The sequence below is a fragment of the Paramicrobacterium fandaimingii genome, assembly GCF_011751745.2.
GTDB lineage: Bacteria > Actinomycetota > Actinomycetes > Actinomycetales > Microbacteriaceae > Paramicrobacterium > Paramicrobacterium fandaimingii.
In genome coordinates this window covers 2,244,476-2,263,898 of record NZ_CP061170.1, presented here as the reverse complement: position 1 = coordinate 2,263,898, position 19,423 = coordinate 2,244,476, and the positions used below count along the sequence as shown (strand labels likewise).

General features: G+C 64.8%; 17 protein-coding genes. 13 read left to right on the top strand and 4 right to left on the bottom strand.

All coding sequences use genetic code 11. The features are described 5' to 3' along the window. Positions 1-5 precede the first annotated feature (5 nt). Positions 6-1,193, bottom strand: coding sequence for an FAD-dependent oxidoreductase (locus tag HCR84_RS10930; protein WP_244972464.1), 1,188 nt, complete (start codon positions 1,191-1,193; stop codon positions 6-8). 37 nt (positions 1,194-1,230) lie between these two features. Between HCR84_RS10930 and HCR84_RS10925 the strand changes: the two genes are divergently transcribed. From HCR84_RS10925 to HCR84_RS17780, 4 genes are read left to right on the top strand one after another with little or no spacing between them, the layout of a single operon-like run. Further along, a complete protein-coding gene (locus HCR84_RS10925; RefSeq protein WP_166981073.1) occupies positions 1,231-1,788 on the top strand; it encodes a TetR/AcrR family transcriptional regulator in 558 nt (185 codons plus the stop codon). A gap of 48 nt (positions 1,789-1,836) precedes the next feature. Next, the gene (locus HCR84_RS10920; RefSeq protein WP_166981075.1) at positions 1,837-2,607 is read left to right on the top strand and encodes a thioesterase family protein; all 771 of its coding nucleotides are present in this window, start codon (positions 1,837-1,839) and stop codon (positions 2,605-2,607) included. 32 nt (positions 2,608-2,639) lie between these two features. Beyond that, positions 2,640-3,083 carry a sulfurtransferase gene (locus HCR84_RS17785; protein WP_338040091.1) on the top strand — a complete coding sequence of 148 codons (444 nt, stop codon included), beginning with the start codon at positions 2,640-2,642 and terminating at the stop codon, positions 3,081-3,083. Positions 3,084-3,094: 11 nt separating this feature from the next. Beyond that, complete coding sequence (locus HCR84_RS17780; protein WP_338040090.1) at positions 3,095-3,475, top strand: sulfurtransferase; 381 nt, start codon at positions 3,095-3,097, stop codon at positions 3,473-3,475. Here HCR84_RS17780 and hrpA read toward each other — a convergent pair. Continuing rightward, positions 3,472-7,407, bottom strand: a complete 3,936-nt coding sequence (gene hrpA, locus HCR84_RS10910) for an ATP-dependent RNA helicase HrpA (RefSeq protein ID WP_166982012.1) — start codon at positions 7,405-7,407, stop codon at positions 3,472-3,474. The genes HCR84_RS17780 and hrpA overlap by 4 nt on opposite strands. On the opposite strand from hrpA, the gene galE reads away from it, so the two are divergent. The 4 genes from galE to HCR84_RS10890 all read left to right on the top strand — a co-directional run bounded on the left by galE (position 7,406) and on the right by HCR84_RS10890 (position 13,321). Next, positions 7,406-8,368 (top strand): UDP-glucose 4-epimerase GalE, encoded by a 963-nt coding sequence (gene galE / locus HCR84_RS10905; RefSeq protein WP_166981077.1) that lies wholly within the window; start codon positions 7,406-7,408, stop codon positions 8,366-8,368. The two genes, hrpA and galE, sit on opposite strands and share 2 nt — an antisense overlap. Before the next feature lie 144 nt (positions 8,369-8,512). After that, entirely contained in the window at positions 8,513-8,833 is a 321-nt protein-coding gene (locus HCR84_RS10900) for a WhiB family transcriptional regulator (RefSeq protein ID WP_166981079.1), read from the top strand. 119 nt (positions 8,834-8,952) lie between these two features. Beyond that, positions 8,953-11,946 carry a glycosyltransferase family 2 protein gene (locus tag HCR84_RS10895; RefSeq protein ID WP_166981081.1) on the top strand — a complete coding sequence of 998 codons (2,994 nt, stop codon included), beginning with the start codon at positions 8,953-8,955 and terminating at the stop codon, positions 11,944-11,946. Then, a complete protein-coding gene (locus HCR84_RS10890) occupies positions 11,933-13,321 on the top strand; it encodes a DUF5719 family protein (RefSeq protein ID WP_166981083.1) in 1,389 nt (462 codons plus the stop codon). The genes HCR84_RS10895 and HCR84_RS10890 overlap by 14 nt, the downstream gene beginning before the upstream one ends. A gap of 2 nt (positions 13,322-13,323) precedes the next feature. Here HCR84_RS10890 and HCR84_RS10885 read toward each other — a convergent pair whose 3' ends face one another. Next, positions 13,324-13,776, bottom strand: coding sequence for a hypothetical protein (locus tag HCR84_RS10885; protein ID WP_235940652.1), 453 nt, complete (start codon positions 13,774-13,776; stop codon positions 13,324-13,326). Positions 13,777-13,850: 74 nt separating this feature from the next. On the opposite strand from HCR84_RS10885, the gene HCR84_RS10880 reads away from it, so the two are divergent. The 3 genes from HCR84_RS10880 to ahcY are packed head-to-tail and all read left to right on the top strand — an operon-like array spanning position 13,851 to position 16,990. After that, entirely contained in the window at positions 13,851-14,060 is a 210-nt protein-coding gene (locus HCR84_RS10880; protein ID WP_166981085.1) for a DUF3499 family protein, read from the top strand. Then, positions 14,060-15,496, top strand: coding sequence for a phosphomannomutase/phosphoglucomutase (locus HCR84_RS10875; protein WP_166981087.1), 1,437 nt, complete (start codon positions 14,060-14,062; stop codon positions 15,494-15,496). Before HCR84_RS10880 ends, HCR84_RS10875 begins: the two co-directional genes overlap by 1 nt. A 21-nt stretch (positions 15,497-15,517) precedes the next feature. Then, positions 15,518-16,990, top strand: a complete 1,473-nt coding sequence (ahcY, locus tag HCR84_RS10870) for an adenosylhomocysteinase (protein ID WP_166981089.1) — start codon at positions 15,518-15,520, stop codon at positions 16,988-16,990. A 16-nt stretch (positions 16,991-17,006) separates the two neighbouring features. Here ahcY and HCR84_RS10865 read toward each other — a convergent pair whose 3' ends face one another. After that, entirely contained in the window at positions 17,007-17,879 is an 873-nt protein-coding gene (locus HCR84_RS10865; RefSeq protein ID WP_195706634.1) for an RDD family protein, read from the bottom strand. 17 nt (positions 17,880-17,896) lie between these two features. On the opposite strand from HCR84_RS10865, the gene HCR84_RS10860 reads away from it, so the two are divergent. Together HCR84_RS10860 and HCR84_RS10855 are read left to right on the top strand one after the other, a co-directional pair. Then, entirely contained in the window at positions 17,897-18,916 is a 1,020-nt protein-coding gene (locus HCR84_RS10860) for a stage II sporulation protein M (RefSeq protein WP_166981091.1), read from the top strand. Between the two features lie 67 nt (positions 18,917-18,983). Continuing rightward, positions 18,984-19,418: a Fur family transcriptional regulator gene (locus tag HCR84_RS10855; protein WP_166981093.1), complete on the top strand. Its 435-nt coding sequence runs from the start codon at positions 18,984-18,986 to the stop codon at positions 19,416-19,418. The last annotated feature ends 5 nt before the right edge of the window (positions 19,419-19,423 follow it).

The following is a 19,423-nucleotide window of genomic DNA, read 5'->3' as shown; positions in this document are numbered from 1 at the left end:
GACGGTCACGAGAGAGTCGATTCTCTGCGGATGCCGAGGCCGACAAACCTCCCGGTCAGCCGCGAGAGCACGGGCACGTTGCGGAGCAGGCGAAGCGGGAGCGGGAGCGGCGTGCCCGGGGCGTGCGACGCCAGCAACGGGCCTTGCAGCGTGCGCTGCACACGCTGCGTGACGCGTGCGGGAAAGCTTCTGCGCCTCTGCACGCGCTTGAGGGCCGCTGGCGTCGGCACGCCGCGTTGCAGCACCGGTGCAAGGAGCCGCGCTGCGGCAACAGCATCCTGAATCGCCAGATTGATGCCGACGCCGCCTGCCGGAGACATGGCGTGCGCTGCATCGCCGATGCAGAGGAGGCCGTCTTCGTACCAACGGCGAAGCCTCTCGAGACGCACGCGAAGCACGTGCACATCATCGGCAGTGATGTCTGCCGCGGCATCCGCCATGCGCGGGGAGATGTGCATAATGCGCTGTTTCATCAGCTGAACGTCGGAGTCGGTCCCCGACCAGCTTCCGGCCGGAATCACGTGGGCGATCTGGAAGAAATCGTCGCGGTCGATGGTGATGATCATGCCGGCTCCCGCCTGAATGAACGGATACGTCTCTCCCGGAGACTTGGCGAGGCGGAACCACAGCACGTCCATCGCCGCAGCAGCGCCGACGGGGGAGAGGCCCGCGGCAGCACGCACAGACGAATCGCGCCCATCGGCACCGATCACAAGCTTGGCCTTGAGCGTGACCTCTCCGTCTGGACCGCTCGCTGTCACCCCGGAGATGCGACCACCCTCGCGAATGACGTCGGTGACCTGTGTCGAGCGGATGAGCCGGAAGGCGGGCACCTGCGCGCTGGCGTCGGCGATCATGTCGAGAAAGTCCCATTGGGGCATGAACGAGAGAAGCTTGCGCCGCGTGGGCAGATGGCTGAAATCGGCGAGTGTGAGTTCTACGCCATTCCAGCTCATTGTTACCTTCGTGACATCGGCATGGGGCCGACTGAGGAAGTCGTCGAGGAGGCCGAGCTCGACGAGCAGCTCCTGCGTTGAGGGATGGATCGTGTCTCCGCGAAAGTCCCTCAGGAAGTCAGCGTGCTTTTCGACGACGATCGTCTCGACTCCCGAACGGGCAAGGAGAAAACCCGTCATCAACCCTGCGGGCCCGCCACCGACGACCACGCAGTCTGCTTCATATGTGCTGTTCATACGCTCAGCATCGACCGATGCGTGCCATGATGCGAGCATGGTCAATAACCGGCGGGGGCGCCCTCACGGCCGGAGTCCGGCGCGCGATCAGCTGCTTGAAGCCGCACGGCGGCATTTTGAGGCGGGCGATCTGACGCGGGTCTCGGCGCGAGATCTGGCAGCCGAGGTTGGCGTGAGCCACACGTTGGTCAATTATCACTTCGGCTCACGTGATGCCCTGATCGCCGCGGCCGTCGCGCTCAGTGCAGCACCGCACCAGATGGTCGCCGCCGCGACGGATGGCCGTGGACAGATCGATATCGAACGACTCGTTCACGGACTCATCGTCGTGTGGGAGCATCCGGAACACGGGCAGCGGCTCGTCGGCTTCGCGCGCCACCTGAGTTCTGGCGATGCGGGTGCGGCAGCTCTGCAGGAATACCTGCGGCACGCGGTATTCGAACCGCTTGTCACCGCCTTCGGCCAGGAGCGCGCGCGATATATGACCACGGCGATCGTCGGCGTGGTCTTCGGGCGATACGTGCTCGAACTGCCAATACTCACGATGCTGACGCGGCGGCAGCTTGCCGCCCACCTGCTCTCCATGATGCGCTGACGGGGCAGACGGCCGTTGGAACCGGCTCTCCGTGGCAGACTGAAGACGATGAGTGAGCCGTATTACCGCGATCTCGGCGACGAGAGATTTGAATCGACGATCCATGCGCAAGGCGCGTGGAACGAGCACGAACAGCACATGGCGCCGGCGTCGGGGCTGCTGACCGAGGTGATCGACCGCGAATTCGCCACAGAGGGGATGCGGATCGCGAGACTCAGCTTTGAGATCTACGGGATCATTCACGCGGGCGAGTTCGAGGTGCGCACGCAGGTGCTGCGGCCAGGGCGCACGATCGAACTCGTGCAGGCAGAGATGATCTGCGGCGACCGCGTTGCCATCTCGGCTCGGGCCTGGCTGCTGGCCACGTCAGACACCAGCGACCTCGCCGGCATCGAAGACGCGCCTCTGCAGCCGCTTCGGGACGCTGAGCGGTGGGACGGGATGTCGCCGTGGCCCGGGGGATACATCGAGTCTCTCGAGTTTCGCACCCTGGGAGAGCCTCGGCCCGGCTCACGGCAGACGTGGCTGCGATCGCAGCATCCGCTTGTCGATTCGGGCGACGTGTCGCCGCTCGCTCACCTCGTGCGGCTCGCCGATACCGCGAACGGCCTCTCGGCGCGCGAGCATCCGGCGAAGCTGCTGTACCCCAACGTCGACCTGCAGATTCACGTGCATCGGCTGCCCCGGGGCGACTGGCTCGGAATCGACGGCGTTCAGCAGTACGGTCCAGATGGTGTCGGCCTGACTTCCAGCATCCTGAACGATGAGACGGGCCCGTTCGCGCGCGTCGAGCAGATTCTCACGCTGCGCCGGCGATGATCAACCTGCCACACGATGAGGGGACCAGCCACATGAGATCGGCACTCGTGACACCAGAGCAGGTAGAGCGGATGCTGCGGGAACGGTCGACCGTGCGGCTTCTCGATGTGCGCTGGACGCTCGCGAAGCCTGACGGTCGCGACGACTACATTCGCGGGCATCTGCCCGGGGCCGTATACGTCGACCTCGATGCCGACCTTGCCGCGCAAGGATTGCCCGCGACGGAGGGGCGCCACCCGCTTCCCGACATCGACGCGCTGCAGTCGACGGCTCGGCGCTTGGGCATTCGCCGCGGTGACGCCGTTGTGGCGTACGACGCCTGGAACATCATGGGCGCCGCACGGGCATGGTGGCTGCTTCGCTGGGCCGGACTTGCCGACGTGCGGGTGCTGAACGGCGGAATCGATGCGTGGAGGGCGGCCGGTCTGCCGCTGGAGACGGGGCGGTCGAGCCGATCAGCGGTGATGTGGAGTTGAGCGCCGGGCACATGCCGACGCTCGACATGGATGCCGCGGCTGCGCTGGCTCAGCACGGAACCTTGATCGATTCGCGAGCCGCAGAGCGGTTTCGCGGTGAAAGTGAGCCGCTGGATCCGCGGGCCGGCCACGTTCCCGGGGCCGTGAACGTGCCATCCGAGGGCTACCTCGTCGACGGCAGATTTCGGGATGCCGATGAGCTGCGGCGCGTCTTCGCCCGTGTCGGGGCGGAGCCGGGCGCTCCTGTGGGCACGTACTGCGGTTCGGGGGTCACCGCCGCGCACACGGTGCTCGCTCTGCACGAGATCGGCGTCGAGTCGGCTGTGTTCCCCGGTTCCTGGAGCCAGTGGTCGAACCATGCAGATCGTCCGGCAGCGACGGGCGAGAACTAACCCGCGAGAACCTTCGCGATGCGCTGGGGTGACACGGTGTATGCCGTGCCGAGGTGTTGAGCGAAGTAGCTGACACGCAGCTCCTCGAGCATCCATCTCGCCTGCACGATCGTGTCGGGGGCACGTCGATCGAGAGGGATGCTGCCGCCTGCCCTCTCGAATCGCTCGGTCGCCTTCTGCACATCGAGCATCCACGCGCGGTCCCTGCTGGGATTGTCGGGAAGCTTCTGCGCCCTGTGGGCTATGGCCGCGAGATATCGAGGCAGATGCTGAAGCTGCGCGCGACCCGTGCGCGAGACAAAGTCGGTGAAGATGAGACCGTCGAGCTGTGCCTTTGCATCACTCACGGCCGGAAGAAGCGCGAGGCTCGTCGCCGCCGAAAGCGCCTTCTGCGCGTCGCGTGCCGCCGTCAGCGTGTGGGCCGTGAGCGACACTGTCTCGAACATGGCATCCATGACGGAGGCCGACACCCGGTCGCGCACGGCGTCGAACTGCGCGCGCGTCACGATCATGCCACTCGGGTGCATGCGAAAGAGCACGTCGTCAACGACAGCGATGAGGCAATCGTCAAAGAGGCGCGACGTCGATGGGTATGGGCTCGCCCCGAGCGTCAGCTTTTCTGCGGAGGTCAGGTGAGACTGCACGTAAGACGCCGGGTTCGCCGTCGCCAGCAGCAGAAGGCGACGGATGCCGCCCGGCATCGCTGCGCGCTGATCGCTCTCTGACGCCTCAATGCGAATCGCCACGCTGTCGCCCTCGTCGACGAGCGCCGGGTAGCCGCGAATGACCCCGGCCGTCTGCTTCGTATCGACGAAGCGGGGCAGATCATCGAAGTCCCACGTGGTCAGACCGCGCCGCTCGATGCGGTTCGGCACGCGGGCGCTTGCCACGCGCGCCACACTGTCGCGCATGCGGGACCCGAGGCGCTGCTGCAGCTTGCGCAGATCTTTGGATGCCGCGACGTCGCGCCCTTTCTCATCGACAACGCGGAACGTGATCTTGAGATGATCGGGCACGCGATCGACGTCGAAGTCCGTCGCGTCGATCGGCATGTAGGCCAGGCGTTTCACAGCAATGGCCAGCGACGCCATGAGCGTGTCTGCATCCGTCGATTCCGGCTCTGGTGGGGTATCGGGGAGCTCCGCCATCAGCTTCGTCGCCCAATCGGCCGCAGGAACGATGTTGCGCCGCAGCGGTTTGGGAAGCGACTTGATGAGCGACGTGACAAGGTCGTGGCGCAATCCGGGCACCTGCCAGTCGAAGCCAGCGGGGGAGAGGCGGGGCAGCAGGGCGAGCGGAACGGTGGCGGTGACGCCGTCGCCCTCGGCGCCCGGCTCGAACCGGTAGCTGAGCGTGAGGGTCTGGTCTCCCTGCCGCCATGATGGCGGAAATGCCTGCTCGTCAATTGTCGGAACGTCGGCGGGAAGCAGATCGTCAGGACTCATCGTGAGCAGATCGGGAGTGGCTTCGCGCGTCGTGCGCCACCAGCCCTCGAACGTGCGCGTCGACACGACGTCTGCTGGCACCCTGGCGTCGTAGAAATCGAAGACAGCCTCGTCGTCGAACAGAATGTCGCGCCGGCGTGTGCGTTCCTCTACCTGAGCGAGTTCGCGCCGCAGCCGGGTGTTCGCCCTGTCAAACGACTGCGGAGACTCCCACTCGCCGGCGACGAGGGCGTGTCTGATGAACAGCTCGCGGCAGAGCGCCTTGTCGATGCGCGCATACTGCATGCGCCGACGCGGAACGATCGGCACCCCGAAGAGCGTCACCTTCTCAAAGGCGACGACGGAGCCCTGCTTCTTCTCCCAATGCGGCTCTGAATAGCTGCGCTTGCAGAGGTCGCCGGCGATCTGCTCGGCCCAGGCGGGATCGATCGCGGCATTCGTACGGGCGAAGAGCCTGCTGGTTTCGACGAGTTCGGCGCTCATCACCGCGTTTGGCTGCTTCTTCGCCAGCGCTGAACCCGGAAAGAGCACGAACCGCGTATTGCGGGCGCCGATGTAGTCGCCCTTCTTCGGCGGCCCGCCGGAACGCTGGCCCTTGCGAGCGGATGCTGCCGCGGCATCCTTCAGACCGATATGCGAGAGCAAACCGGCAAGAAGGGACCGATGGATGCCGTCAGGGTTCGCCGCCGGGTCTCCGATTGTCAGCCCGAGTGGCTTTGCCAGCCGACGCAGCTGCCTGACGACGTCTTGCCATTCGCGCACGCGAAGGTAGTTGAGAAACTCGCGTTTGCACAGGCGTCGGAACGCGCTTGACGAGAGCTCGCGCTGCTGCTTCTCGAGGTAGTTCCAGAGGCCGAGAAGCGAGAGGAAATCACTTGTCGGATCGGTGAATCTGCCGTGCAGCTCGTCTGCCTGCTGGCGCTTTTCGAGCGGGCGCTCGCGCGGGTCTTGAATGGTGAGCGCAGCGACGATCACCAGCACCTCGCGAGACGTGTTCCACTGCTTCGACTCGACGACCATGCGCGCGAAGCGAGGATCGATCGGCAGGCGCGACAGATCCCGACCGACCGACGTGAGGCGCAGCTGCTTCTCGACCGATTCTCCCCCCTTCAGAGCGCCGAGCTCGGTGAGCAGATCGACGCCGTCTTTGATGCCGCGGGAATCGGGCGGCTGCAGAAACGGAAACTCCTGAATTTCGCCGAGGCCGAGCGAAACCATCTGCAGAATCACGGCGGCGAGGTTTGTGCGCAGAATCTCCGGCTCGGTGAACTCCGGGCGTCGTGCAAAGTCGTCTTCGGAGTAGAGACGGATCGCGATTCCGGAACTTGTGCGACCCGAGCGCCCCGAGCGCTGACTCGCCGACGCCTGCGAGATCGGCTCGATCGGAAGGCGCTGAACCTTCGACCGCGCGCTGTAGCGCGAGACGCGTGCTGTTCCGGCATCGATCACAAAGCGGATGCCGGGAACGGTGAGGCTCGTCTCGGCGACGTTCGTTGCGAGCACGACTCGTCTCTTGACGCCGACGAGCGTGCTCGGTTGAAACACCTTGTGCTGATCGGCCGAGCTCAATCTCCCATAGAGGGGGAGCACTTCGGTGACGCCGCCGCGCTCGTGAGCGAATTTGCTGCGCAGCGCATCGGCGGCATCCCGAATTTCGGCCTCGCCGCTGAGAAACACGAGAACGTCGCCGAGTGACTCTGCGGCGAGCTCGTCGAGCGCGTCGCTGATGCCGTCGACGACGGTTCGCTCGTCTGTCGACGAATGCGAGGCGTCTTCGTCGTCAGCGTCGTCGCTGTCGTCGTCGGCGACGAGAGGGCGATACCGAATCTCAACGGGGTAGGTGCGGCCGGAGACCTCGACGATGGGAGCGTCGTCGAAGTGCCGCGAGAAGCTCTCGGGATCGATCGTCGCCGACGTGATGATGAGTTTGAGGTCGGGACGCTGGGGCAGCAGGCGCTTGAAATAGCCGAGCAGAAAATCGATGTTGAGACTTCGCTCGTGCGCCTCGTCGATGATGATGGTGTCGTAGGCGCGCAGCATCCGGTCTCGGTGAATCTCATTGAGCAGAATGCCGTCTGTCATCAGCTTGATGCGGGTGTCTTTCGACACGCGGTCGGTGAAGCGCACCTGGTAGCCGACCGTGCTTCCGAGCTCGGAGCCGAGCTCGTCGGCGATGCGCTCGGCGATCGTTCGCGCCGCGAGGCGCCGCGGCTGTGTGTGCCCGATTGAGTCGCGGCCTAGCTCGAGGCAGATCTTGGGCAGCTGGGTGGTCTTGCCCGAACCCGTTGCTCCCGCGACGATCACGACTTGATGATCGCGGATCGCCGCGGCGATGTCGTCGCGCATCTGGCTGACGGGCAGCTCAGGCGGGTACGAGATCGAAAATGACATAGCTCTCCATTCTAGCCGCGTGTGGCTGCCCGGCTGTGTCGTCGCTATGCTCGTTGCGGGGCGAGCATCCCCGTCATGATTTCGAGGAGGGCACATGGCCTGGTTGGTCACCGGAGGCGCCGGGTACATTGGCGCGCACGTCGTTCGGGCTTTTGGCGCCGAGGGAATCGACGTCGTTGTTCTCGACAACCTCTCCAGCGGCCACGAATCATTCGTTCCCGAATCGGTTCCGTTCGTGCGCGGCTCAATCCTTGACCGCGACCTGCTCGAGCGCACATTCGCCGAGCACAACGTCACAGGGGTTGTGCACGTCGCCGGCTTCAAATATGCGGGAGTCTCCGTTCAGAAGCCGCTTCACACCTATGAGCAGAACGTCACGGGCACCGCCGTGCTTCTTCAGGCCATGCAGAATTCCGCTGTGCGCAAAGTCGTTTTTTCGTCGAGCGCCGCCGTGTACGGAACCCCCGACGTCGATCTCGTCACGGAAGACACTCCGAAATCTCCCGAGTCACCGTACGGCGAGTCCAAACTGATCGGCGAATGGATGCTGCGGGACGAAGCAATTGCCACGGGCCTCGCCCACACCTCGCTTCGCTACTTCAACGTGGTCGGCTCCGGGTACTCCGATGTCTATGACACGAGCCCGCACAACCTGTTTCCCCTCGTGTTCGACGCATTGCTCGGCGGGCAGACGCCGCGCATCAACGGAAACGACTATGCGACGCCAGACGGCACCTGCGTACGCGACTACATTCACGTCGCCGATCTTGCGGCATCGCACGTCGCGGCGGCCAAGCGCCTCGACGCCGGTGAGCCGATCGAGCCCGTGTACAACCTCGGCTCGGGTGACGGCGTCTCCGTTGGCGAGATCATGCAGACGGTGGCTGACGTGACAAAGATCGACTTCACTCCGCAGATTGCCCCTCGCCGCCTCGGTGACCCCGCACGCATCGTTTCGACGGGCGCGCGCGCCGCTCGCGACCTCGACTGGACGATGCGCCACAGCCTCGCCGACATGGTGTCGAGCGCGTGGGAAGCACGACGCACAGCACAATGAGAGAACTCGGGGCGAGTCGTAAACCCTCGATAGTGAGTTGAGGGTTTACCATCTGCGACTTGACCGAATCGAATTACAGGGGTGTAATTTACTGAAGAACACGCCAACCGGCGTGTTGCGGGTAACACAAGGTGGGGAGACGGTATGGCATTGCCAGAATATCGTTCCGGAGTTCCCGATGACTGGTTCGTTGACCCGATTCAGTTGGGGGTCCCTGGAGTTCGACGGGACGTCGATGATGACAATCCGTTGGCATGGCAGGCAGATGCGCTCTGCGCGCAGACTGATCCAGAGGCGTTCTTTCCAGAAAAGGGCGGCTCGACTCGAGATGCAAAACGCATCTGCGACAGTTGCGAAGTGCGATCTGAATGTCTTGAGTATGCGCTTATGAACGACGAGCGCTTCGGCATTTGGGGAGGGCTGTCAGAGCGCGAACGCCGCAGGCTCAAGAAGCAGGCGAGCTGACGCGTTCAGCTGCGCGAAAGCGGGGCGCTGGAGATGCATCTGCATTGACAGCGCCCCCACTTCGTTAATTGGCGCGCCGCAACGGCTCAGCCGAGCAAGCCGACATAAGCTGAGCGCATATGGAAACACGAGTCACTGCACTCGTCGTCGCCCATCGCGACGTCGAGCACCTGCGCCGCACCCTCGACGCGCTCGACGAACAGACGCGTCGCGCCGATGCGGTGGTCGCCATCGCCTTCGACGCCTCTGACGAGGTGCGGGGGCTCCTTGAGGAACGCCGCGTTGATCGGCTCGTCACCTCGAAAGAGCAGCTGACCTTCGGCAGGGCGCTCGCCGAGGGGGAACGCACCCTCGCCGACCCCGAGAGCGACGACGAGTTTCTCTGGCTCCTTGCTCAAGACAACGCCCCACAGAAGAGAGCGCTTGAGCGGCTGCTGGCTCGCTTTGAGACGGCGCCCTCCGCGGCGGTCGCCGGCCCGAAGCTGGTCGACTGGAATGACGCTTCTCGACTCAGAGGAGTCGGCGAAACGGTGACGACGCACGGCAAGACCGTCACGTACGTCGACGATCAGCTCGATCAGGGTCAGTACGACACGATGAGCGATGTTCTTGCCGTTGCCTCGCCCGGCATGCTCGTGCGCCGAACGGTGTGGCGTGACCTTGACGGCTTCGACCCGGCTCTCGGGCCCATCGACGACGGCCTCGACTTCTGCATTCGCGCTCGTCTCACCGGAAAGCGCGTCGTTCTCGCGCCGGGATCGACAGTCGCCGTCTCCGGTGATGGAATCGCCGGTGCGCCGCGGTCGCGTCGATGGAGCGTCAAATACAAGCGCGCACGGTTGGCGAGAGCCGCGGAACTCCACCGCCGTCTCGTGTACGCGCCCGCCGTTTCCGTCTTCTGGACCTGGCTTCTGCTGATTCCGCTCGCAATCGTGCGGTCGATCTGGCTGCTCATTCGAAAGCAGCCAGAACTGATCGCAGCGGAGTTTCGTGCCGCTGCCTGGGTCGCATTCGGGGGGACGCACGTGCCCGCTGCGCGCAGACGGCTCGCCTCGGCAAAGGTTGTCGGCTGGTCAGCACTCGCCGATCTCAAGATTTCAACCCGAGAGCACACTCGACGCAAACGTCTCGAGCGAGAAGATGGCGTTCCCCTCGGGTCCGTCGAGAGAGGCGATCTGCGGTTCTTCACGGGCGGCGGTGGGTGGATTCTTCTGGCGTCGGTCGTCGTCGGGGCGATCCTGTTCATCAGGTTTGTTCCCGCGACCACGCTGTCTGGCGGTGGCCTGCTTCCGCTCAGCGATGATGTCTGGGGTCTATGGCAGAACATCGGGTACGGCTGGCGAAGTGTCGGCGATGGCTTCGTCGGCGCGGCCGATCCGTTCGCCGTTGTGCTTGCGATTCTCGGCACTCTCACCTTCTGGCAGCCATCGTATTCGCTCATCATTCTCTGGATTCTCGCGCTGCCCCTCGCGACGCTCACCGCCTGGTTCGCCGCAACGCGACTCACCGAGCGCAGCGGCTACCGCAACCTCGGCGCCATCGCGTGGACGTTGTCGCCCGCGTTCCTGCTTGCCCTCGCGGAGGGGCGGCCGGCGGCCGTCCTTGCGCACATTCTGCTTCCCGTGCTCTTCTCGGCGGGCGTCGTTGCGGCGCGCTCGTGGGGTGCCGCTGCAGCGGCATCCCTCGTGCTCGCCCTTGTCGCGGCCTGCGCGCCGTCTCTGATTCCCGCCCTGCTCATTCTGTGGCTCGCCGCTGTGCTGATCGCGCGTGCTCGTTTCGGCCGCGTGCTGTTCATTCCCGTGCCGCTTCTCGCGCTGTTCGGACCGCTCATCTGGCAGCAGGGCGTTGTGGGCGGTCGCTGGCTCGCCCTGCTCGCCGACCCGGGCAAACCGCTTGGCTCGCCCGATGTCAGCGTCACCGATCTGCTTCTCGGACTTCCCCAGGCGGGGCTGGCCGGATGGCGCGATGCTGCGGCAGCCCTCGGTCTGCCGCCAACGCTGATCGAGGTCGGCGTGCCCGTCTTGGTGGGGCTCGTTGCACTCGTGGGTCTCTTCGGGCTCTTCATTCCCGGCGTGTTGCGCCGTGTCGCCCTGTGGGGCGTCGCTGCGCTCGGCTTCGCCACGGCGCTCGCCTCCGCGCACATCGCCGTCACCTTCGTCGGCGTCGAGGCGACGAGCATCTGGCCCGGCCCAGGACTCAGCCTCATGTGGCTTGGAATTGTCGGCGCTGCCGTGTCGACCTGCGACAGCCTGAGAATCCGCGGGAGCATCCCCGCGATCGTCTCCGGCATATCCGTTGCCGCACTTGCCGCCCCTGCCCTGCTGATCGTGCCGCTCGGCGCGGGTGCCATCGCGTCGAGCGACGGGCGAACCCTTCCCGCCTATGTCACCGCCGCCGCCGATGGCGACCCGGGGCTCGGCACCCTGCGCATCACGCCGACAGACGACGGAACCGTTGTTGCGACGGTCATTCGAGGCACGGGGGAGTTTCTCGACAGCCAATCGACGCTGGTGAACACCGGTGCGCTCGTCGCTGACGCGAACGGAGACCTTGCCCGTCTGACCGGAAACATCGTCTCGGTGAGCGGACGCGCGTTCACCCCCGACCTGCAGAAGCAAGGAATCGAGTTTCTGCTGCTCACCGCAACGCCCGATTCAGCGAGCGAAGAGCAGCAGGCCATCGCGGTCCGTGCCGAGACGGCCCTCGACGCGAATGCCGAACTCGAGAACGTCGGAGTGACCCAGGTGGGAACACTGTGGCGCACCGCGGACGAGGTGACGGGCCGTGAGGCCGGAGATGTGCGCTCTGTCGGCACGGTTCTCTCGCTCGCCGCGCTTATCGCGATGACGCTCATCGCGCTGCTCATGGCCATTCCAACGAGCAGCTCGCGTGAGGCCGCGCGCATGAGCCCACGCACCGTCGGACGGCGTGATAACAACGAGGGCATGGTCGTTCGCGATCCCCTCGATGATCAAGATTTCCTCGCGGACCCGGATGCCGAGGCCGAACCGGAGTGGGCGGATGTCGTGACGCTTCCCGGCGCGGAGCCGCCGGCACGATCCACGGACGATGGGGCCGAGAAGACGGATGAGACGGGAGATGACCGTGAATAAGCGACTGCGTTTCGGAATGCGCATCGGAGCAGGAGCCGCGACGGCGTTCGGGCTCGCCGTCATCGTTGGTGCCGCGCTTCTCGTCGATCTGCCGCACTACAGCGCCGATGCATCACAGACAACCGTGACTCCCGAGGCCGCCGACCAGCTGCGCGTCTGCCCGGGGAGTCTGCTCGAGGTGGGCAAAGACGCGGCAGCCGCGACGGCGCTCACTCCCGTCGGCGATGCCACGCTGGCTGCCTCGGCTGACGATGGAAGCGCTGTCGCCCCGACGTGGCTGAATGCGCCTGACGTGAGTTCAGACGATCACGGTCCGGCCATTCTCACGCTTCCGGCCGAGGGCCCCTCCGACACGATGGGTGCGAGCCAATCTCAGTCTGTTGATTCTGACACCCTCGCGGGATTTGCCGCGGCCGAGTGTCAGGAGACCAGCTCTGAGGCGTGGCTTGTCGCCGGATCGACAGACATCGGACGCACGAGTCTCGTGATGCTGAACAATCCCTCCGGCGTCGACGCGACTGTCGACATCGTCGTCACCGGAGAGAACGGGCCGATCGACAGCCCAAACGGGCTCGGGATTCTTGTGGAAGCGGGAACGCAGAAGGTTGTCACTCTCGCGGGCATCGCCCCAAACACGATCACGCCGGTCGTGCACGTGACCAGCACGGGAGCCGACATTCAATCGTGGGTGCAGCAGTCATCCATTCGAGGTCTCGTTCCCGCGGGCATTGAGATGGCGGGTCGAGGCACCGACCCGTCGGTGTCGACGACGATTCCCGGTGTGCAGATCTACTCGGGCCAGCCCAAGAAGTCGACGCAGGAATACGATGATCGTCGCCCCTCGTTGCGGGTCTTTTCTCCGAGCGGCAAGCCAACTCACGTCTCTGCGACCGTCTCAGACGAGTCAGGGAAGAGCGTGTCGACAATCGACGTCGACGTCGCCACGGGCGCGGTGGGCGAATACCCTCTGGGAGACCTGCCCGCAGGGCGATACAGCATCCACCTCGAATCGAGCCAGCCTGTCGTCGCCGCGGCGCGAACAAGCGTTGCCGATGACAAAACCGGAGATTTCTCGTGGTTCGCTGCGGCGCCGGATCTTGACGCGCCCTTCGTCGTCGATGCGGCGTCTGGGCCCGGGCGCAGTCTCGTGCTTCACAACCCCAGCGACGCGGAGATGACTGTCGAAATCGGCTCGCAATCAGTGACGATCGACGCGCAAGCGTCCCACGTCTCTCCCCTCGAGGGCCCGGTGACCGTCACGCCAGACGCCGCTGTTCTCGCTGCCGTGAGCTATGCGGGTGGAGGCTCGGTGTCGTCGTTCACGATTACCGCGCCGAAACCAGCGTCGGAGCCGATCGACGTCTCTGTTCGCTGACGTCAATGCGGGTCGTGACCGCCGAGGTCGAGCTCCCACGGGTCCAGTCCGAGATATTCGGCTGCGGCCTGAAAGGTGTAGCTCTCAGCGGCCATGCGTCGATGAAGGTCATCGTTCATGTGCAGTCGGGTGAGTCGTTGCACGGGAACGCGGTAGAGCACGATCGTCCGCGCGTCTCTGTCGATACTCCAGCGGTCGATTCGGTCACCGTGCTGGGCTGCCGTCGGCATGCTCGCCAGCAGAAACGTCACATCGCCCAGCTCGTGCGGGTAGGCGCCGCGCAGATACTCGGCCGCGGCGGCAACACTCACCGAGAACAGGTCGCTTCGTCCCGCGAGAGGGCGCAGCGGGGGCCGCACGACGGAGCTTCTGCCTGACCGCCCGTGTCTGTCGTGCCGAAGCGCTGGGCGTGGAAACATCTCTCGTCTGCCTCGTCCGGCGATCCGTCTGCCCATGTTTCAATCGTAGGCCAGGAAAGCCCCGCTCTGGGGTGACGTGCGGGCGTCGAAGTCATCGTAAACTAATCCGGATGGACGAAAGAATCTGCTCTCGAGTCGGGTGCAGCCGAGAGGCTGTCTCGACCCTCACCTACGACTACGCGGATCAGATGGCCGCGCTCGGGCCGCTCGGCCTGTCACGAGAGCCGCACAGCTACGATTTGTGTGCACGTCACGCCGACCGGCTTTCCACCCCGCAAGGGTGGCAGATCATCAGACATGCAAGCCAGACGGAGGCATAGTGGGCGCGAAGCAGGGGCGGTCGGCCGCCGAGAGACTCACCGCCGCCGTGAAAACATACGATGTGCGCGGACTTGTCGATGTCGACCTGACAGACGAGATCATCGAGGCGGTCGGAGCGGCATTCGTCGACGAGATCGAGGCAGCCGGAGCCGACGTCGTTGTCGGCCACGACATGCGCGACTCGTCCCCCCGGTTTGCCGCGGCATTTGCGGCAGGAGTCCGTGCGCGCGGAGGCAATGTCGTGTCGATCGGTCTCTGCTCCACAGACGAGAGCTACTTCGCATCGGGGTCAATGGATGCCGCGGCCGCCATGTTCACGGCGAGCCACAACCCCGCGACGTACAACGGAATCAAGATGTCCCGGCCCGGAGCGCAGTCGCTGTCGTTCGACACAGGGCTCGGAGCCATCAGAGACCGCGCGATCAGATACCTGGAGTCGGGCATCCCTGTCGCCGATGCTCCCGGGTCGGAGCGTTCAGCCGACGTGCTTGCCGACTATGCGCGGGCGCTGCGAACATTCGTTCCGCTCGAGCAGATTCGACAATTGCGCATCGTCGTCGACGCGGGCAACGGAATGGGAGGCATGACGGTGCCCGCTGTTCTCGGACGGGCCGCGGGGCTTGACGCGCTGCCCCTCGACATCATCCCCCTGTATTTCGAACTCGACGGTACGTTCCCGAATCACGAGGCGAACCCTCTCGATCCCGCAAACCTCGTCGATCTCAAACGCGCGGTCATCGACAGCGGAGCCGATGCGGGGCTCGCCTTCGATGGCGATGCCGATCGCTGCTTCGTCGTTGACGAGACGGGCGAGCCGGTCAGTCCGTCGGCCGTGACGGCGATTGTCGCCGTGCGTGAAATTGCTCGCGAGCGCGAAGACGGTTCCACGGGGACGATTCAGGTGCTGCACAACCTCATCACCTCCCGCTTCGTTCCCGAGATCATCGAAGGCCACGGTGCGGAGCCGGTGCGCACACGGGTCGGGCACTCGCTCATCAAAGCGCAGATGCGGCAGACTGGGGCGATTTTCGGCGGAGAGCACTCTGCCCATTATTATTTTCGCGACTTCTGGGGTGCCGACAACGGGATGCTCGCCGCAATGCACGTTCTCGCGGAGCTCGGCTCTCAGCCGCTGCCGCTGTCGGAATTTGCCGCCGAGTTCAGCCCATACCAGCAGTCGGGCGAGATCAATTCGACTGTCGATGACGTTGCGGTGACCTACGCCCGCATCGTCGACGCGTTTCAGGGGCGTGCCGAGTTTGACGAGATGGACGGTCTGACAGTAACGGGAATCACCCCGAAGAATGAGCCGTTCTGGTGGTTCAACGTACGGCCGTCGAACACTGAGCCCCTTGTGCGACTCAACGTCGAGGGTGAAGATGCCGCGACGATGGAGTCGGTGCGCGATGAGGTGCTCTCGCTCATTCGCCGCTGACGCGCGTGGGACAATGGTCGAATGACCAGCACTTCACCGTTCGACTTTCAGATCGCCGACATCACCCTCGCTGAAGCGGGCCGTCACCAGCTCCGCCTCGCGGAGAACGAGATGCCCGGGTTGATGGCGCTGCGTGCGGAGTACGGCGAGGCGAAGCCGCTCGCCGGTGCGCGCATCGCCGGTTCTCTGCATATGACCGTGCAGACCGCCGTGCTCATCGAGACGCTCGTTGCCCTCGGCGCACAGGTGCGCTGGGCAAGCTGCAACATCTATTCGACCCAGAATGAAGCTGCTGCCGCGGTTGTTGTCGGAACCGAGGGAACGGTCGACGAGCCCGCCGGTGTTCCTGTCTTCGCCTGGAAGGGCGAGACTCTCGAGGAGTACTGGGCGTGCACCGATCGCATCTTCGATTGGAGCAGTGAGGCCGAGGCGGCGGGGGAGCGCTGGATCGGCCCCAACCTGATTCTCGATGACGGTGGCGATGCAACGCTCCTCGTGCACAAGGGGCGCGAGTTCGAGGCAGCGGGGGCGGTGCCCGAGGCGACGGATGCCGACAGCGACGAGTTCCGCGTCGTGCTCGGCGTGCTGCGTCGCTCTCTTGCGGCATCCGGTGATCGGTGGACGCGGATCGCGGCGGAGCTGGAAGGCGTCACAGAAGAGACGACAACGGGCGTGCATCGACTGTACGAGCTCGCGCGCGATGGCGAACTGCTCTTCCCCGCGATCAACGTCAACGACTCGGTGACGAAATCGAAGTTCGATAACCGCTACGGCATCCGACACTCGCTTCCCGACGGTCTCAATCGGGCTACCGATGTGCTGATCGGAGGCAAGGTCGCCTTCGTCGTCGGCTACGGCGACGTGGGGAAAGGCGCGGCCGAGGCGCTGCGCGGGCAGGGTGCTCGCGTGATCGTCTCTGAGATCGACCCCATCTGCGCTCTGCAGGCAGCGATGGACGGCTACCAGGTGGCTGCCCTCGAGTCCGTCGTCGAACATGCAGACATCGTCGTCACGTGCACGGGCAACCGCGCTGTCGTTCGCGCCGAACACATTCTGGCGATGAAGCACCTCGCAATCGTGGCGAACGTCGGGCACTTCGACAACGAAATCGACATGGCCGGACTCGCCGCAATCGACGGTGCCGTCAAGATCGAGATCAAGCCGCAGGTTCACGAATGGCGACTGCCGACCGGCCGATCGGTGCTCGTGCTCAGCGAAGGTCGCCTGATGAACCTCGGCAATGCCACGGGGCATCCCTCATTCGTGATGAGCAACTCCTTCGCAAATCAGGTGCTCGCCCAGATCGAGCTGCATACGCGTCGAGACAGCTACTCCACCGACGTGCACGTGTTGCCGAAGCGACTCGATGAGAAGGTGGCGCGTCTGCACCTCGAGGCGCTCGGGGTCGAGCTCACGACGCTGTCACCCGATCAGGCCGCCTACATTGGCGTCGACGTCGCGGGGCCGTACAAGCTTGATCATTACCGGTATTGAGGCACGATCGCTTCCGCTATTCCCGAGGGAATGACGGGGTGCCTGCGACCTGTCGCTCCGGGAATCGGTTCGGGTTCCCCGAGAGCACGGGCTGCAGACGCTGCAGCCGTTCGCGCTCGAGCACGAGCGCCCGAAAGCTGCGGTCTCGGCGAAGGGCGGCGACGGCGCAGAGAAACGTCAGCGGATCGACGGGCGGCACGGGTGAGACATACGGTGCCGCTTCGTTCGCGAGCTCCTGAGACAGCCGTGCGCGTGACGGCGGGGCCATGCTCGGCGCTTGAGAGAGAAACTGGGCGATGCGTCGCGCCAGGCGATCAGGCAGCCTCGCGACGTCGGCGATCGACGCCCACGATGCCAGTTGGGGTGGAAGAGGGGAGGGCGTTGACCTGACCCGTGGAACTCGCTCGTGCTGCGAATACGTCCCTGCGAGCATGTCGCCGATGCGCTTGGCCTTGGAGTTCAGCAGGCCGACGAGTGCGGCACCGCCCCCCAACGTCATATAGATCTCGAAGAAACCGACAAGGGCGCGAATGAACGCGTGCCTGAAGCCGATGGCGCCGCCGTCGTCTCTCACGATGCGCGCGCCGACCGCGAGCCGCCCGAGGGAACGACCGTGCGTCAGCAACTCGATGCCGGTGGGCACGGCGATCGTTGCGAACACGATGATCGAGATCATGAACGCCTGCATGGCGGCCGGGTCCATGCCCGTCTGAGCTGCCGTCGTCACGAGCAGCAGCGCGAGGAGACCACCGACGATGAGAGAGAGGAGAACGTCGATCATCGCGCCGGCAGCGCGCAGCAGAAAGCTCGCGGATCGCACATCGAGAGCGACGGCCTCGCCCGTCACAAACTCGTCGGCGTCGCGAGAGAAGGAGACCGCTGCACTCATGGGTATCATCTAAGCAGATGGACCTTGACGCCTACACCGAAGCCCACCGCTCCGACTGGGAGCGGCTCGATGAGCTTTCGCGCACCCAACGGCTCACCGGCGCGCAGTCGGATGAGCTGATCACGCGGTATCAGGCAGCGGCATCGCAGTTGTCTGCGATCAAGACGACAGCGGGAACAACGACAGTCGGAGATCGGCTCAGCGTTCTGCTCTCTCGGGTTCGGCTGCGCTTCACCGGGGCGTCGGGAAACGCGCTGTCGCAGCTGCCGCGCTTCTTTGTGCTGCAGCTTCCCGCTGCCCTCTACCGGCTGCGGTGGCTCACGTTGGCTGTGGCCGCAGCGACGGTTCTGATCGCGGTGGCCTTCGGCGTGTGGGCATCGCAAGACCCTCGCGTTCTCGCGAATCTCGGCGGCGAATCTGAGCTCTCATCTCTTGCACACGACCAGTTCGTCGCCTACTACTCCGAGAATCCGGCCGCGTCGTTTGCGGGACGTGTCTGGACGAACAACGCGTGGATCGCCGCACAATGCATCGCCTTCGGCATCACGGGAGTATGGGTTCCCTATATCGTGCTGCAGAATGCTCAGAACCTCGGAATCACTGCGGCCGTCATGTTCGCCTACGACAAGGGAGACGTCTTCTTTCTCTTCATCGCCCCGCATGGTCAGCTTGAGATGACGTGCATCTTCGTGGCGGCGGCCGCGGGGCTGCGCATCTTCTGGTCGTGGGTGGCGCCGGGCAGACGCACTCGACTCGATTCGATTGCGCACGAGGGCCGAAGCCTGATCACCGTTGTTGTCGGCTTGATCATCGCACTGTTTGTTTCGGGCATCGTTGAGGGCTTTGTGACGCCGTGGCCGCTGCAGGAGCAGATCGAGCCCGCACTCGGGTGGACGATCAAGATCGGAATCGGAACCCTCGCGCTCGCCGCCTTTCTTGCCTACATGCTCGTTGTGGGTCGCCGCGCAGCGCGGCAGGGCGAGACGGGCGACCTCGACGCGTTCGAATCGGGGGCGAGCGCCCTCACCGCTGCCTAGACGCGATGTGACGTCACGCGGCATCCGGTTCTTTTGACTGAGTCAAAACAAGTGTTAGACTGATGTCATGCACACGATTACCGACGCCGAGTTCAGCACTGCGCTGCGCGACGCGGGGCTCAAGGCGACGGCTCCGAGGCGAACAGTGCTGCGTGTGCTCGAAACGCGTCAACACGCCGATGCCGCGGCGATCTTCGATGAGGTGCTGCGCGATCTTCCCGACACCTCCCTGCAAGCGGTGTACGGCGTGCTTTCGGCTCTGACCGAGGTTGGACTCGTGCGTCGAATCGAGCCTGCGGGGTCTCCGGCGCTGTACGAACGACGCATCGGAGACAACCATCACCACGTGGTCTGTACCCAGTGCGGTGCCGTGAGCGATGTGGACTGCGTCATCGGCGAAGCCCCCTGCCTCACACCGTCGAACACGGCAGGCTTCGCAATTTCGACGGCAGACGTCACGTTCTGGGGCGTGTGCCCCGCCTGTCAGGCGCAGACAGCTTAAAACTT